The sequence below is a fragment of the Cupriavidus sp. SIMBA_020 genome (assembly GCF_046535395.1).
GTDB lineage: Bacteria > Pseudomonadota > Gammaproteobacteria > Burkholderiales > Burkholderiaceae > Cupriavidus > Cupriavidus campinensis.
Window position 1 is genome coordinate 39,555 of the sequence record NZ_JAWRWU010000012.1, and the last position, 13,425, is coordinate 52,979.

Consider the following 13,425-nt stretch of genomic DNA (forward strand, 5'->3'; position numbering starts at 1 on the left):
TACTGCTGACTCGGGCGGACTACGGCTCCGTGCGCTGCGGGGCCGCGCGCAGCACGCCGGCGGCAATCTCGCGCGTCAGCTCGTCCACGGCATTCAGTTCGGCTTCGCCGAGTTGCCAGGCGCAGCGCGTGGCGCCCCAGTCGCCATAGATCAGCGCGATGCAGCGGTTGCGCATGCGCACCGGCGCCAGCAGGATCGACTTTGCGTCGGGCATGGCGTCGCGGTACCAGCGCGGAATCCGGTGGGCGATGCTCGGGTCGAAGGCGTCCTCGATCAGCAGCGGCTTGTCGGCCAGCCCGGCGAAGTGGAACACGTCGGGCACGAAGCCTTCCTCGAAGGACAGGGCCGGCAGCTTTTCCCGCATGCCCTCGCCAAAGCCCAGCCGCGCGTGGAAGCGCTTGGTGGCCGGGTTCAGCATCATCAGGAAGCAGCGCGAGAAGTTCATCGCGCGCATGGTGGTTTCCAGCACCATCGGCGCCAGCTGGGATACCGACAGGCCGGCGCCTTCGCGCCGCACCTCGTCCAGCCCCTGGCGCAGCCGCCGCAGCATGTCTTCCGGATCGCCGCCGGTGCCGACGGGCGCCGCCGCCTCGGCCGGGGCCTCGGAGCGGATGATCGAGGTATTGAGCGTATCGGCCTGCCGCACGGCAATCGCCACGTCGCCGGTGGTCAGGCCCAGCATCTTGGCGTGGGCGGTCAGCAGCTCCTGCACCGACTCCTGCGTGCCGTCCCGCACCATGGCGGCGGCGGCCTGGGCCGAGACATGGGCGATGGCGGCGAGCCAGTCGGCATGGGTTTCCAGCACGGTGTCCGGGGCCGGCAGGCGCGGCTTCATGGCGTGGGCGATGATTCCCGGCAGGCGCCACTTGCGCGCGGCGGCCTCGGCGATCTCCTCCATCGAGACGCCCAGCACCGCCTGGCAGGCCTCGTTCTCGGTCATCGGGTGCGTGGCGCACATCGCCTCCACGCGCTCCCATTCGTCCGGGAAGTAGAACACCACCAGCAGCCGGCTCATGTGGTGCATCAGCGTGCAGACGACGGCTTCCTCGCCCTCGTTGATGCCGCGCGCGTGCGACAGCGCCCGGGTGATCTCGCCCGCCACCAGCGCGCGCTGGAGCGCCTTGGTGGCCTGCGGGCGCTGTGGCGCCACGCCGTGGAAGTAGTCGAGCAGCTGGATGCCCAGCGTCAGGTGGCTGATGGCCTCCACGCCGAGCACCAGGATGGCACGGGACACCGTGGTGACCTCGCCGCCGAACGAGCGGTACATCGCCGAGTTGGCCAGCCGGATCACCTTCTGCGACAGGCTGAAGTCAGACAGCACGCTGGTGGCCATCTCGCCCACGGTGAGGTCGCCGTTGAGCGTCTGGAAAATGTTGTCGACGCAGTACTGCAGGGTCGGGAAGTCGCCCTGCTGCGCCATGCGGTTCCACAGCGTCTCGAAGAATTGTTCCTTGGACAGCATGGTCATCCGGCCACCTGCAGCGAGAACACCTCGTCGCGCCCCAGCATCAGGCGGCCATCCGCGAGGGCCTGCTCGAAGTCCAGCGGGCTCAGCGCGCGCGCGTAGCGCCAGCCCTGCACCAGGTTGCAGCCCTGCGCGGCCAGCAGCTCGCCCTGCGCGTCGGTCTCCACGCCTTCGGCGATGGCCACCAGGCCCAGCTCGCGCGCCAGCGACAGCACCGCCGAGACGATGGTGCGCGCATGCGGGGAATCGACCATGTCCGCCACGAAGCTGCGGTCCACCTTGAGCGCGGACAGCGGGAAGCGGCGCAGGTAGGAGAGGCTGGAATAGCCGGTGCCGAAGTCATCCACGGCAAAGCGCAGGCCCAGCGCGCGCAGCGACATGAGCAGGTCCTCGGCGGCCTTGGGGTCGGTCATCAGCGCGCTTTCGGTGATCTCCAGCACCAGGCGGTCGGCGCTGATGCCGGCGTCCTGGATGGCGTTGCGCACGCTCTCGAAGAACCCCGGGTGCAGGAATTGCACGGCAGAGACGTTGACCGACATATGGCCGACCTGGAGCCCCTGGGCGTCCCACGCGGCCAGCTGGGCGCAGGCGCAGCGCAGCGCCCAGGCGCCCAGATGCTTGATCAGGCCGTTCTTCTCGGCCACGGGAATGAAGACGTCGGGCCGGATGAACTCGCCCGCGTGGTCCCAGCGCATCAGCGCCTCCACGGCGCAGACCTCGCCCGTGGCGGGCCAGACGATGGGCTGGTAGTGCAGCAGGAATTCGCCGTTCTGCACCGCCTCGAACATGCTCTGCTCGATGCGGAACTGCTCGTCCAGCCGGCGGTCCAGTTCGGGCGAATAGACGCAGTAACGGTTCTTGCCGAGCGCCTTGGCCTCGTACATGGCCAGGTCGGCGCGGCGCAGCCAGTGCGACTCCGACTCCGGCTGGACGTTGCCGGACGCGGCCGACGAGAAGGCCAGCCCGATGCTGGTGGTGATGCGCACATGGCAGCCGCCGAGCAGGAAGGGCTGGCGGCAGACGTGGATCACGCGTTCGAGAATGCGGATGGCCTCGGCCTCGGACTCCAGGCCATCGAGCATCAGCACGAATTCGTCGCCGCCCAGGCGCGCCACGCTTTGCTGGGAGCGCACGGTGTCCTGCAGGCGGGCGCCGACTTCCTTGAGCAGCGCGTCGCCAAACTCATGGCCGAGCGAGTCGTTGATGTTCTTGAAGCCGTCCAGGTCCATCAGCGCCACGGCGAACGGCACGCGCGCGCTGGCGGCGCCGGCCATGTACTGCTCGATGCGGCGGCGGATGAAGGCCCGGTTGCCAACGCCGGTCAGCGGGTCCAGGAAGGCGCGGGCGTTGAGCTGGCGCTCGTTCTCGACCCAGTCCGTGACGTCGTGGCCAAACAGCAGCAGGCTCGGCGGGGTGTTGGGCTCGCCGGGCTGGTGGGCGATGCGCAGGTCCAGCCAGCCGCCGCCGATGCCGCCGGCAAAGCGCACGCGCTCGCGGCGGGCGGCGCGGTCCCGCGCGCAGGCCTGGAGCAGGGCGGCCACGCTGTCGCGCGATTCCGGGGCGATGACGTCGAGCACCGACGTGCGCAGCAGGTATTCGTGAGGGTAGACGAGCAGGTCAGCCGTGGCTTCGGTGGCCTGGAGGATGCGACCCTGGATATCGACCCGCATGGCCAGCGCGCCGGAAGCTTCCAGCAGCGCCCAGGCCTCGCGCCCGGCAGGGCGGTCGCCGGCAGTCCCGCGTTCCGCGGGCTCTGGCGCCAGGGCAACATCATATGCAAACGAGGTCATGTCTTCCTCAGCCCGGAATCCCCTTGGACGCTGGCCTGATAACTGTTGAGTGGGGCGCGATATGTGAAACGTGGTTCAGGCAGGCAGGTCGGAACCAGTCCGGGGCCTTCCCGCACCCGGAACATGACCACTGGCTCTGTTGCATGCCGAACGGATCGACACCGGCGATTCTAATACGAGCCGGCATCAGGCTGAGCGCCGCGCGGGGCAACGAATGCGCGGCGTCGGCGCCGCTACAACAGGCGCGCGGCGCCCGGGGGTGGGCGCCGGAGGGGGGATTGACATCGCAAGGAAAATGGCGCTCTGCGGTCACAGCGCCGGGCGGGGGTCTTCAGCCGGATTTTCAACCGGCTTTTCAGCCCGTTTTTCAGCCCTTCCGGGGCCGCCGTACCGCGCGCAGCTTGCCGCTGGTGCCGCCACCGCAGAAGAACTGGTCGGCGCCATCGGACTCCAGCCCCGAGACGCCCACGCCGGCCGGCATTTCCAGCCGCTCCAGCACCTCGCCCGAGGCCGGATCGACGCGCCGCAGCTCGCTTTCCTCGCTCTCCCAGGTGCCATGCCACAGTTCGCCGTCCACCCAGGTCACGCCCGTGACAAAGCGGTTCGACTCGATGGTGCGCAGGACCCTGCCGGTCTGCGGGTCCACCTGGTGGATCTTGCGCGCCTGCCACTGGCCCACCCACAGCGTGCCTTCGGCCCAGGCCATGCCCGAGTCGTTGCCGTCGCCCGGGGCGGGGATGGTGGCCAGCACCTCCCCGGTCTGCGGGTCGATCTTCTGGATCTGGCGCTCGGCAATCTGGTACAGGTGCTTGCCGTCGAAGGCGGTGCCGGCATTGGCGGTCACGTCGAGGGTGCGCAGCGTCTGGCCGGTGGCCGGGTCGAGTGCGTGGAGCGCCTCGCCCGAGGCGAACCAGACGCTCTTGCCGTCGTAGGTGACGCCGTGGACGGCCTCGACGCCGGGGAAGGGGCCGTATTCACGGAGGATTTCAGCGGGCTGTCGTTTCATGGGTGGATTCCCTCGGTGGTGGAAACATGCATCCATCCTAGTGATTCGGCAGCGGCGTGGGGAGTAACAAGGTCGTCGTGAATCCGGGCACGGGAGTGCTCAGCCAGCGCCGGGCGCGGCCCCGGCCGAACGCCTGCACCTTGCCATCGGCCGCCAGCGCGTCCAGCGCGCGCTGGGCGGTGCGCTGGCTGGCGCCCAGCGCCAGGGCGAGGGCGGAGCTGGACCACGACTCCCCATCGCCCAGCAAGGCCAGCACGGCGCCGTGCTTTTCCTCGACCGGCCGCGCCAGCACCACCACCGGCTGGGCGGGGGGCGACACCAGCGACACCAGCGACACCGGTGGTACCAGCGGTACCAGCGCGAAGCCGTCCGGCGTGGCTTCCACCCGTGCCAGCGCGCCCAGCATCGCGCGCAGCCGGCCGATTTCCACGCGCAGCCGCGCGCGGTGGGAGCCGTCGATATGGCGGGTGCGGAAGGCGCGGGCGATCAGCGTGTCCCGGGGCACATCGGCTGGCCACGCTTCGCCAAGGGCCCGCGCCAGCGTCAGCAGCACCGGCCGCCGCGCCAGCGAGATGGCCGTGCCGCCGGCCTGCACGACATGGCGGCAGCCATCGATCACCAGCGCGTTGGAGGCCAGCAGCGCCTCCACCTCGGCGAGCCGCAGCGGCCGGTCGCTGTCCGGCGCGATCTGCCGGGCGGCGGGGGCGTCCAGCAGCCGGACGGCCTGCTCGACCTCGGCCAGGAGCCCGGGAATGGCGGCCTGGTGCGCGGCGCGGCTGGCCCGGGCGAGGGCCTCGCGCGCGGCCTGGGTGCGCAGCCGGCGGAGGGCGATGCCGGCCACGATCAGCTCGTGCGCGGCGCGCGAGGCAGGCGGGAAGGGGGTGGGATCGAGCGTGGCGAGCGCGGCTTCGGCGGCGTCGAGCCGGCCAATCAGCAGCAGATGGCGGATTTCGAGTTGCCGGGCGTGGGCGGCATTGGCGAGGTCGCCGTGCGCCGCCAGCGTAGCCTGCGCGGCGCCGAGCGCCTTGGCCGGCCAGCCGAGATCGCGGGAAACCAGCGCGATCTCGGCCTCGGCCACCACGCAGCGCGCCCGGGCCACGGCCTCTTTCTGGCCGAAGGCCCGGGCGGCGCGGCGCACCAGCAGCCGGGCACGCGCGAGATCGCCAAGCTGGGCCATGGCGATGCCGCGCAACGCCAGCGCCGGCGCGTCGTCACGCAGGGCCACGCGGTTCAGCGCGCCGAGCGGGTCACCCGCCGCCAGCGCCCGCGCGGCGGCGGTAATCAGTGCGTCCATCCAGTTCCGCCGGGAAATGGGTCATGGACGGCACACTATCACGCAAGTCACGCAAGCCGCCGGCGCAGGCGGGGGGCAGTCAGGCCAGCGCGCCATCCGTGTAGACGTCGAACTGGCGTGACGGCTCGGCGGAGACGCCGCGGCGGTCCATGCCCGACAGGAAACGCGAGTTGTCCTGGTCGCGCGAGGGCGGTGTCACGTCGCGGGCGCCGTCGCTGTAGACGTCGAAACGGCCGCGGGCGCCATCGCTGTACACATCGCGCGAATCCATGCGGAAGCTGTAGCCGTACTTGTCGCCGGCGAACTGGCTGTCACGCGGACTGGCGGCCTGGGCAAGGTGGGAGGCAAGGGCGGCTGCGATGGCGACGCCGACGAGAAAGGGAAGAAAGCGGTAAGACATGGGACTAACTCCGATTGGGACAGGGTAGGAAGGGCCAGGAACGCAATCGCGCGTTCCTCCCTTCCTACGCAGGGGCCGTGCCAATCGAAAATCCGCCCGAATGTGCCGTAGCTGGCGCAAATTCCCCCTGTCGGGGGCCAGGCTGGCGGGTGCCGGCCAACAGGTGCGGCGCGTGCCGATGGCCGCGCGCCAACACCTGATCACTGACCCCGCGGGGGGGTAGATCAGGCGGGGTTCAGCGCGAGTGCGTCCGGAAGCCTTCGCCCTGCATGCCAGCCCGATCCACGGCGGCGATGCGGTTCCGGCCATTGTCCTTGGCGTGATACAACTGCGCGTCCACAAGGTTGATGAAGGCGGTGGGTTCCGCGCCCGGCGCGGGCAGGGTGGTGCCCACGCCGAAGCTGGCCGTCACGCGCTGCTCGTAGGGGGAGCGCAGGTGCGGGATGGCCGCGTCGGCGATTCTCGTGCGGCAGCGCTCGGCAATCGCCACGGCCGCGTCCGCGTCGATGCCGGGCAGCACCGCGACGAACTCCTCGCCGCCAAAGCGACCCACGAAATGCCCGGCGCCCACCGCCTCGGCCAGCAGCGCCGCTACCTTGCGCAGGCAGTCATCGCCCTGCAGGTGGCCGTAGTAGTCGTTGTAGGCCTTGAAGAAATCCACATCCATCAGGATCAGCGACAGCGGCTTGCCGGCGTCCTGCAGGGCGGCCCATTCGCGTTCGACCACGGTGTCGAACATGCGCCGGTTGCCCACGCCGGTCAGCCCGTCCGTGAACGAGAGCCGCTCCAGCTCCTTCTGCAACTGGGCGAGCTGTTCCTCGGTGCGCTTGCGTTCGCTGATGTCGAACATGAAGCCGATCAGCGACTCCACCTCGCCGCCGGGCTTGCGCACCACATGGACCACATCCCGCAGCCAGACATAGCCGCCGTCACGGGTGAGCGCGCGGTAGTCGGCCTCATGGTCGGTGCCCGCCTGCGACTGCGCCACGCAGAAGTTCACCACGGCCTCGCGGTCGTCCGGGTGCATGCGGTCGGCCCAGTCGTTGACGGTCTTCCAGGACGACGGCGCCCAGCCGAGCAGCGCCTCGATCTGCGGGCCGATATAGGCGAACGCCATGGTCGCCCAGTCGATCTTCCACGGAATGGCCTTGGTGGACTCCAGCAGCGTGCGGTACACGGCGCTGTCGTCCTCGCCGACCATGCGTCCGGCCGGGGCCAGCGACTGTTCGTGGCGCAGGAAGGCGGCCTGGAGCGGGTGTTCGGGCTGGTCTGGCTGTTCGGGCTGGCTCATGGGGAGGGAAAGGGCGGTGGCGGAAGCCGGGGATTATGTGGGGAATCGATTAAGGCCGATAGCAACTGGCGATAGCGTCAGGGCTGCCGGGGCGGCGCCACGCCCGCCCCTTCGATGCGGTGCCGTTGCAGCGCCGTCGCTACGAAACCGCTGGCCTTCATCTCCTCGATAAAGCCGCTCAGCCACGCGCGGGCGGCGGTGCGCCCCTTGGGCACGCCCATGGCCTGCTCGATGACCATGAAGCGGCCCGGCAGCAGCCGCACGCCGCCCACGCGGCGCGCGTCGGCCTCCAGCTGCTGCTTCACGCCGGCCGCCACGTCGAGCCGCTCGGCCAGGAACATGTCCGTCACGGCGGGGGAGGTGGGCGCGCGCACCAGCGTGGCCGCCTTGATCTCGCGCGTGAGGAACAGGTCGTAGGCGCTGCCCCGGCCCACCACGATGCGCGTGCCGGGGCGGTCCACCTCTTCGTTACGCTGCAGCGCGGCGTCGTTACGCACGAGGTAGGCGCCTTCGATGATCACGTACGGCGCGGTGTATTCCATGTCCGCCGCGCGCACCGGGTCGATGGCGACGAAGGCCAGATCGACCTGCCGCGCCTTCACCGCCTCCACCACGCTGCCCGCCGACTGGAACGCCACCAGTTCCAGCGGCAGGTTCAGCCGGCGCGCGGCCTCGCGGGCCAGGTCCACGGACACGCCCTGGAGGTCGCCGTTGGCCGCCCGGCCCGCCAGGATCGGGTTACCCAGGTTGATGGCGGCGCGCAGCTTGCCGGTGCCGCCCAGTTCCGTGGCGGCGGCGCGTGCATCGGGGTTGCCTGTGGCTCCCGGCGCGGCACAGCCGGCCAGCGCCAGCGCGATGGCTGCCGCGCCGGCAGCGCCGGCAGTGCCAATCAGGCGTCGCGTCCGGTTCATCAGAAGTCCACCTTCTGGCCCGGTTCCGGCACGATTACCTGCGTACCCGTGACCCCCAGCGCGGCCGTGAACTGGGCCGGCGTGCCGGCCAACTGCGGCGTGGTCAGGTAGTGCATCGGGATCGCGTATTTCGGCTTGATCATGTCGCGCACGGCCACGGCGGCGTCCTTCGGCCCCATCGTGAAGTGCCCGCCAATCGGAATCAGCACGAGGTCCGGCTTGATCATCTCGCCAATCATGCGCATGTCGCCGTACAGGCCGGTATCGCCCATGTGCCAGACCTTGAAACCGTTCTCCATCTCGATGATGTAGCCGACCGGTTCGCCGCCGTAGTGCACTTCATCCTTGTTCGTGGCCGGGTTCTTCCAGACCAGTTCGGACGAGTGCTCGGCGTGGACGGCGGTGATTTTCGGCCCCTGCGGCCCGAACGGCGCCACCGTGCCGCTCTTGTTGAAGCGCTGCGACAGCGTTGCCGGGACCATGCCCAGCGCGACCAGGGTCTGGCCCATGCCGCCGCCGTTCCAGATGGGCGCGTTGTTGAGCTGCGCCAGCGCCGCTGCGTCGCCAAGGTGGTCGCCGTGAGCGTGGGTGACCAGGATCAGGTCCACCTTGCCGAGCGCGCCCAGCTGCTTGAAGTTGGCCGGCGTCTTGGGGTTCCCGGTCAGCCAGGGGTCGATCATGATGACCTTGCCGCCCGGCGTGGTGATGCGCATGGCGGCCTGGCCGAGCCAGAGCACTTCGGTCTTGCCGGCGGCGATCTGCCCCGGCGCGGTGGGTTTGGGCGCGTCGGCGCCGGTGCCGGAGAGGGTCGATGCGCAACCGGCGAGTCCCGCCACCACGGCGGCACAGAGGAGCGTGCGGAGTCTTTTCATGGTCGTCCTTGCTTTGGATGTGTGACAGCGGTGAATGACGTCTCGAACCCTGCCACCCATGAACCGGGGCGCGGGCTGGCGAGGTGGAGTATTCGCAGGCGGCCGGCCTGTGTCAACTCGGGGCGCACCATGACGCCGCCGTATTGATGCATATCATGCATCAATTGAGAGGAAATTTGCAATTCACAGACGGGCGGCGGGCGTCCATGATGCGTTCAGCCCAGAGCCGGCCCCGCCGGCCATCGGCCCCATCCCGAAAAAAAAGCACCCGGGACGCTTCCTGCGGTGCCATGCAAGTGGAGGAGACATGAATGCCACCCGCCGCAGCCTGCTCAAGGCTGGCGCGATGCTGCTCGCCCTGCCCGGCTTTGCCGAGGCGCAAGACCCGTTTCCCAACAAGCCGCTGCGCTACGTGGTGCCGGTCTCGGCCGGCGGCGGCTCGGACCTGATCGGCCGCACCGTGGCGGACCGCTGGGGCCGCGTGCTCGGCCAGTCCATCGTGGTCGAGAACCAGGCCGGCGGGGGCGGGGTGATCGCCTGCCAGATGACCGCCAAGGCCACCCCGGACGGCTACAGCCTGATGCAGGGCTACGTGGCCACGCACGGCACCAATCCGGCCACCCGCAAGGTGCCCTACGACCCGCTCAAGGACTTCACCGCCATCGGCATGATCGGCGGCACGCCCAATGTGCTGGTGGTTGGCGCTGGCGTGCCGGCGGCCACGCTGGCCGAGTTCATCGCCTATGCGAAGAAGTCCGGCGCGGTGGCCTATGGCTCGGCTGGGCCGGGTTCGCTCACGCACCTGTCGATGGAGCTGTTCGCCCAGCAGGTCAACGTGAAGATGACGCATGCGGCGTACCGGGGCATCGCCCCGGCGTTCAACGACCTGATCGGCGGGCAGACGCAGGCCATGTTCCCGGGGCTCTCCGCCGCGCTGCCGCATATCCGCTCGGGCCGCGTGAAGCCGCTGGCCGTGACCGGCCATGCGCGCCACCCGCTGCTTAAGGACGTGCCGACGCTGGAGGAAGCCGGGCTCAAGGGCTTCGACGCCCAGCAGTGGTACGGCGTGGTGGGCCCGGCCGGCATGCCTGCCGATGTCGTCGCCAGGCTCAACAGCACGCTCAACACCGTGCTCAAGAGCCCGGACCTGGCTGACAAGCTGTCCTCGGAGGCGCTCCAGCCCACGCCGATGACGCCCGACCAGTTCCGCCGCTATATCGCCGACGAGGTGAACCGCTGGAGCAAGCTCGCCAAGGAACGCGGCATCCATCTCGATACCTGACCGGCTCGCTGGCTGCCCGCCCGCCAGCCCCCATTTTTCGATCTCTCGATTCACTGAACAAGGACCCCTATCCCATGGCACGCAATACCCATGTCGCCGCCGATCACAACGCCCCGCCGGTCACGCGCATCCTCGGCAAGTTCGTGGCCACGCATCCGTCGCAAGGCTGGAGCCGCGAGGTGGACCACGAAGCCCATCGCACCTTCATGAACTGGCTGGGCTGCGCCGTGGGCGCGGCCGGGCATGAGTCCGCCGTGGCCGCGCTGGCCGCTGTGGCGGAACTCCAGCCGGCGCCGCAGGCCACGGTGCTGGGCCGCCGGGACAAGGTGGACATGGCCAGCGCCGCGCTGGTGAATGGCATTACCTCGCATACGTTCGATTTCGACGATACGCACCTGAAGACCATCATCCACCCGGCCGGCCCGGTGGCCTCCGCCGTGCTGGCGCTGGCCGAGCACACCGGCGCCAGCGGCCGCGCCGTGACCGATGCCGTGGTGCTGGGCATCGACGTGGCCTGCCGCGTGGGCAACGCCATGTATCCGGACCACTACGACCGTGGCTGGCACATCACCGGTTCCACCGGCATGCTGGGTGCGGCGGCGGCCTGCTCGCGCCTGCTTGGGCTGGACGAGGACCGCACGACGATGGCGCTGGGCATCGCCGCTTCCCAGCCGGTGGGCCTGCGCGAGCAGTTCGGCACCATGACCAAGCCGTTCCACCCGGGCGGCGCGGCGCGCGCCGGGCTGATGTCGGCGCTGATGGCGCGGCACGGCTATACCTCGAGCGCGAAGGCGCTGGAGGCGCCGCGCGGCTTCATGCAGGTGATCTCGGCCAAGACCGACTGGAACGAGATTACCGACGAACTGGGCAGCCGCTTCGAGATCTCGTTCAACACCTACAAGCCGTTTGCCTGCGGCATCGTGATCCACCCCAGCATCGACGCCTGCGTGCAGCTGCGCGAGCAGGGCGTGAAGGCCGGGGACGTGGAGCGCATCGAGCTGCGCGTGCACCCGCTGGTGCTGGAGCTGACCGGCAAGAAGGAGCCGAGCGACGGCCTGCTCGCCAAGTTCAGCGTCTACCACGGCTGCGCGGCGGGCCTGATCTTCGGCCGCGCCGGCGAGGAAGAGTTTTCGGACCACATCGTCACCCGCGAGGACGTGGTGGCGCTGCGCCGCAAGGTGGTGGCGACGGCCGACGCGAACGTCGACGAGGCCGCTTCCATCGTCAAGGCCGTGCTCAAGAACGGCCGTGAGATCGCGGTGACGGTGGAGCATGCCATCGGCTCGCTGCAACGCCCGATGACCGATGCCAACCTGGACGCCAAGTTCCACGCGCTGGCGGACCCGGTGCTCGGCGCGGCGCAGGTGGGCAAGCTGATCGATGCCTGCTGGAAGCTGGGCGATACGGCCAACGTCGGCACCATCACCGCGCTGGCGCGTCCGTAACATGGCGCGGCCCCGGATTGCGGTACTGGGCGACTACGAGCGCGCCCTGACCCGGCTGGCGGACTGGTCGGCCATCCAGGCGCAGGCGGACGTGGTCTTCCACCACGCCCCGCTGCGCGGGGACGCGCTGGCCGCCGTGCTGCGCGAGGCGGAGGTGCTGGTGCTGGTGCGGGACCGCACGCCGCTGGACGCCGCCACGCTGCAGCAGGCCGAGCGGCTGCGCTACGTGGTCTTCACCGGCACGCGCAACACCACGCTCGACGTGGAAGCGCTGCGCGCGCGCGGCATCCCCGTCGCCAATACGGAATGGGGGCCGTCCAAGGAAAGCACCTGCGAGATGACGTGGGCGCTGATTCTGGCGGCCACGCGCCAGCTGGAGATGCAGATGGCGACGATGCGGCGCGGCGGCTGGCGGCCTGCGGAGGCGCTGCCGCTGCCCGGCGTACTGCACGGCGAGCGGCTGGGCCTGATCGGGCTGGGCGAGATCGGCAAGCGCGTGGCGCGCGTCGGCAAGGCCCTCGGCATGGAAGTGGTGACGTGGAGCCCGCGCATGACGCCCGAGCGCGCGGCGGCGGAGGGGGTGACGGCGGTGAGCCTGGAGGCGCTGCTCTCCACCTCGCGTGTGGTCAGTCTGCACCTGGTGCCGACGGCGGAAACCACGCGGCTGATCAACGCCGAGCGGCTGGCACTGATGCGGGCCGACGCGCTGCTGGTCAACACCTCCCGCTCGGCCCTGATCGACATGGAAGCGCTGCCACGCGCGCTGGACCGCCATCGCCCGGCCATGGCGGCGCTGGACGTATTCGACGAGGAGCCGGTGCCCGCCGATTACCCGTTGCGCGGCCGTACCGATGTGGTTGTTACGCCGCACGTGGGGTTTGTCAGCGAGCCGGTGTTCACGATGTTCGCCAAGGGCGTGGTCGGAACGCTGGGGTCGTGGCTGGAGGGGCAAGGCCGGTCGTAGGGCGGCGTCAAACGTCGGTCAGGCTGCCTTCGGCCGCTTGGGCTTGCTGTCTCCCTGCGCGGCCGCGCCACGCCGGCGTTCGTTGGCGTACTTGACCGCGAGGCGCTTCATTTCTGCTTCCGCAAAGCGGCGCAGCGCCTCGCGCATGAGCGGCTGGTAGCCCATGCCGTGCTCTTCGGCGAGGAACTTGAAATCGCTGATCAGCGATTTTTGCAGGCGGATCGACACTGCCTGCAGGCCAAGCGCCCGGTCCAGTGCCGCGGATTCGTCGGGTGCGACGACGGCGTGTGCCTCGTCCTCCCCGAGGTCACCCTGCTCCCACGCTTCGACGGTTCCCGGAATTTTCTTGGCGTTGCTCATGTGCTACTCCTGTTGCAAAGGTTGATTCATGACCGCCCGGCCAGGCACATGCGCCGGTAGAACGCCACGGTGGGCAGTGCCGGTTCATACGCGGTCTTGAGAAAAATAGTGTCGTCCCTTCTGACGTAGACGATCTTGAGCATGCGGCCAGTGTCCGTCTTCGCGCAGAACCAGTGCGTGGGCGGGTCCGAGGCGTGTTCCTCGCGGTCATCCACGAGGATCTGCCCCACCCGGTTTGCAAAGGCTTGCCGGATCTCCACATCGCGAATGCCGCCGTGCTTCGCCACAAGCTTCTTTGCGATGGCTGGTGAGATGACGATCTTCAAATGCTACCCCCTATTTGTA

The 13,425-nt window shown here is 69.6% G+C and carries 13 protein-coding genes; 3 read left to right on the top strand and 10 right to left on the bottom strand.

All coding sequences use genetic code 11. From position 1 onward, the window contains the following. Window positions 1–19 precede the first annotated feature (19 nt). The 8 genes from SB751_RS21070 to SB751_RS21105 all read right to left on the bottom strand — a co-directional run bounded on the left by SB751_RS21070 (window position 20) and on the right by SB751_RS21105 (window position 9,029). A complete protein-coding gene (locus tag SB751_RS21070) occupies window positions 20–1,468 on the bottom strand; it encodes an HDOD domain-containing protein (RefSeq protein WP_246118948.1) in 1,449 nt (482 codons plus the stop codon). Next, window positions 1,465–3,255 carry a putative bifunctional diguanylate cyclase/phosphodiesterase gene (locus SB751_RS21075; RefSeq protein WP_144197653.1) on the bottom strand — a complete coding sequence of 597 codons (1,791 nt, stop codon included), beginning with the start codon at window positions 3,253–3,255 and terminating at the stop codon, window positions 1,465–1,467. The genes SB751_RS21070 and SB751_RS21075 overlap by 4 nt, the downstream gene beginning before the upstream one ends. Before the next feature lie 367 nt (window positions 3,256–3,622). Beyond that, a complete protein-coding gene (locus SB751_RS21080) occupies window positions 3,623–4,261 on the bottom strand; it encodes a DUF6923 family protein (protein WP_144197654.1) in 639 nt (212 codons plus the stop codon). 37 nt (window positions 4,262–4,298) lie between these two features. Beyond that, window positions 4,299–5,555, bottom strand: coding sequence for a helix-turn-helix domain-containing protein (locus SB751_RS21085; protein ID WP_313818946.1), 1,257 nt, complete (start codon window positions 5,553–5,555; stop codon window positions 4,299–4,301). A gap of 79 nt (window positions 5,556–5,634) precedes the next feature. Beyond that, window positions 5,635–5,955 carry a hypothetical protein gene (locus tag SB751_RS21090; RefSeq protein WP_313818944.1) on the bottom strand — a complete coding sequence of 107 codons (321 nt, stop codon included), beginning with the start codon at window positions 5,953–5,955 and terminating at the stop codon, window positions 5,635–5,637. Between the two features lie 235 nt (window positions 5,956–6,190). Then, a complete protein-coding gene (locus SB751_RS21095) occupies window positions 6,191–7,246 on the bottom strand; it encodes a GGDEF domain-containing protein (RefSeq protein ID WP_144197657.1) in 1,056 nt (351 codons plus the stop codon). A gap of 77 nt (window positions 7,247–7,323) precedes the next feature. Beyond that, entirely contained in the window at window positions 7,324–8,157 is an 834-nt protein-coding gene (locus SB751_RS21100) for an ABC transporter substrate-binding protein (protein ID WP_144197658.1), read from the bottom strand. Continuing rightward, window positions 8,157–9,029: a metal-dependent hydrolase gene (locus tag SB751_RS21105; protein ID WP_144197659.1), complete on the bottom strand. Its 873-nt coding sequence runs from the start codon at window positions 9,027–9,029 to the stop codon at window positions 8,157–8,159. Before SB751_RS21105 ends, SB751_RS21100 begins: the two co-directional genes overlap by 1 nt. Before the next feature lie 307 nt (window positions 9,030–9,336). On the opposite strand from SB751_RS21105, the gene SB751_RS21110 reads away from it, so the two are divergent. The 3 genes from SB751_RS21110 (at window position 9,337) to SB751_RS21120 (ending at window position 12,720) form a co-directional block, all read left to right on the top strand. Continuing rightward, entirely contained in the window at window positions 9,337–10,311 is a 975-nt protein-coding gene (locus SB751_RS21110; protein ID WP_144197660.1) for a Bug family tripartite tricarboxylate transporter substrate binding protein, read from the top strand. Window positions 10,312–10,385: 74 nt separating this feature from the next. After that, window positions 10,386–11,756: an MmgE/PrpD family protein gene (locus SB751_RS21115; protein WP_144197661.1), complete on the top strand. Its 1,371-nt coding sequence runs from the start codon at window positions 10,386–10,388 to the stop codon at window positions 11,754–11,756. Window position 11,757: 1 nt separating this feature from the next. Continuing rightward, entirely contained in the window at window positions 11,758–12,720 is a 963-nt protein-coding gene (locus SB751_RS21120; protein ID WP_144197662.1) for a D-2-hydroxyacid dehydrogenase family protein, read from the top strand. Between the two features lie 18 nt (window positions 12,721–12,738). On the opposite strand, the gene SB751_RS21125 is transcribed toward SB751_RS21120, so the two are convergent. Together SB751_RS21125 and SB751_RS21130 are read right to left on the bottom strand one after the other, a co-directional pair. Next, entirely contained in the window at window positions 12,739–13,080 is a 342-nt protein-coding gene (locus tag SB751_RS21125; protein WP_144197663.1) for a hypothetical protein, read from the bottom strand. A gap of 26 nt (window positions 13,081–13,106) precedes the next feature. Further along, window positions 13,107–13,406 carry a DUF4258 domain-containing protein gene (locus tag SB751_RS21130; protein ID WP_092293694.1) on the bottom strand — a complete coding sequence of 100 codons (300 nt, stop codon included), beginning with the start codon at window positions 13,404–13,406 and terminating at the stop codon, window positions 13,107–13,109. Window positions 13,407–13,425: the final 19 nt, after the last annotated feature.

Bases quoted from the DNA above. Each gene is read 5' to 3' on its own strand.
- SB751_RS21085 (WP_313818946.1), bottom strand. From the start codon at position 5,555: ATGGACGCACTGATTACCGCCGCCGCGCGGGCGCTGGCGGCGGGTGAC.
- SB751_RS21075 (WP_144197653.1), bottom strand. From the start codon at position 3,255: ATGACCTCGTTTGCATATGATGTTGCCCTGGCGCCAGAGCCCGCGGAA.
- SB751_RS21070 (WP_246118948.1), bottom strand. From the start codon at position 1,468: ATGACCATGCTGTCCAAGGAACAATTCTTCGAGACGCTGTGGAACCGC.
- SB751_RS21125 (WP_144197663.1), bottom strand. From the start codon at position 13,080: ATGAGCAACGCCAAGAAAATTCCGGGAACCGTCGAAGCGTGGGAGCAG.
- SB751_RS21095 (WP_144197657.1), bottom strand. From the start codon at position 7,246: ATGAGCCAGCCCGAACAGCCAGACCAGCCCGAACACCCGCTCCAGGCC.
- SB751_RS21100 (WP_144197658.1), bottom strand. From the start codon at position 8,157: ATGAACCGGACGCGACGCCTGATTGGCACTGCCGGCGCTGCCGGCGCG.
- SB751_RS21120 (WP_144197662.1), top strand. From the start codon at position 11,758: ATGGCGCGGCCCCGGATTGCGGTACTGGGCGACTACGAGCGCGCCCTG.
- SB751_RS21080 (WP_144197654.1), bottom strand. From the start codon at position 4,261: ATGAAACGACAGCCCGCTGAAATCCTCCGTGAATACGGCCCCTTCCCC.
- SB751_RS21115 (WP_144197661.1), top strand. From the start codon at position 10,386: ATGGCACGCAATACCCATGTCGCCGCCGATCACAACGCCCCGCCGGTC.
- SB751_RS21105 (WP_144197659.1), bottom strand. From the start codon at position 9,029: ATGAAAAGACTCCGCACGCTCCTCTGTGCCGCCGTGGTGGCGGGACTC.
- SB751_RS21110 (WP_144197660.1), top strand. From the start codon at position 9,337: ATGAATGCCACCCGCCGCAGCCTGCTCAAGGCTGGCGCGATGCTGCTC.
- SB751_RS21090 (WP_313818944.1), bottom strand. From the start codon at position 5,955: ATGTCTTACCGCTTTCTTCCCTTTCTCGTCGGCGTCGCCATCGCAGCC.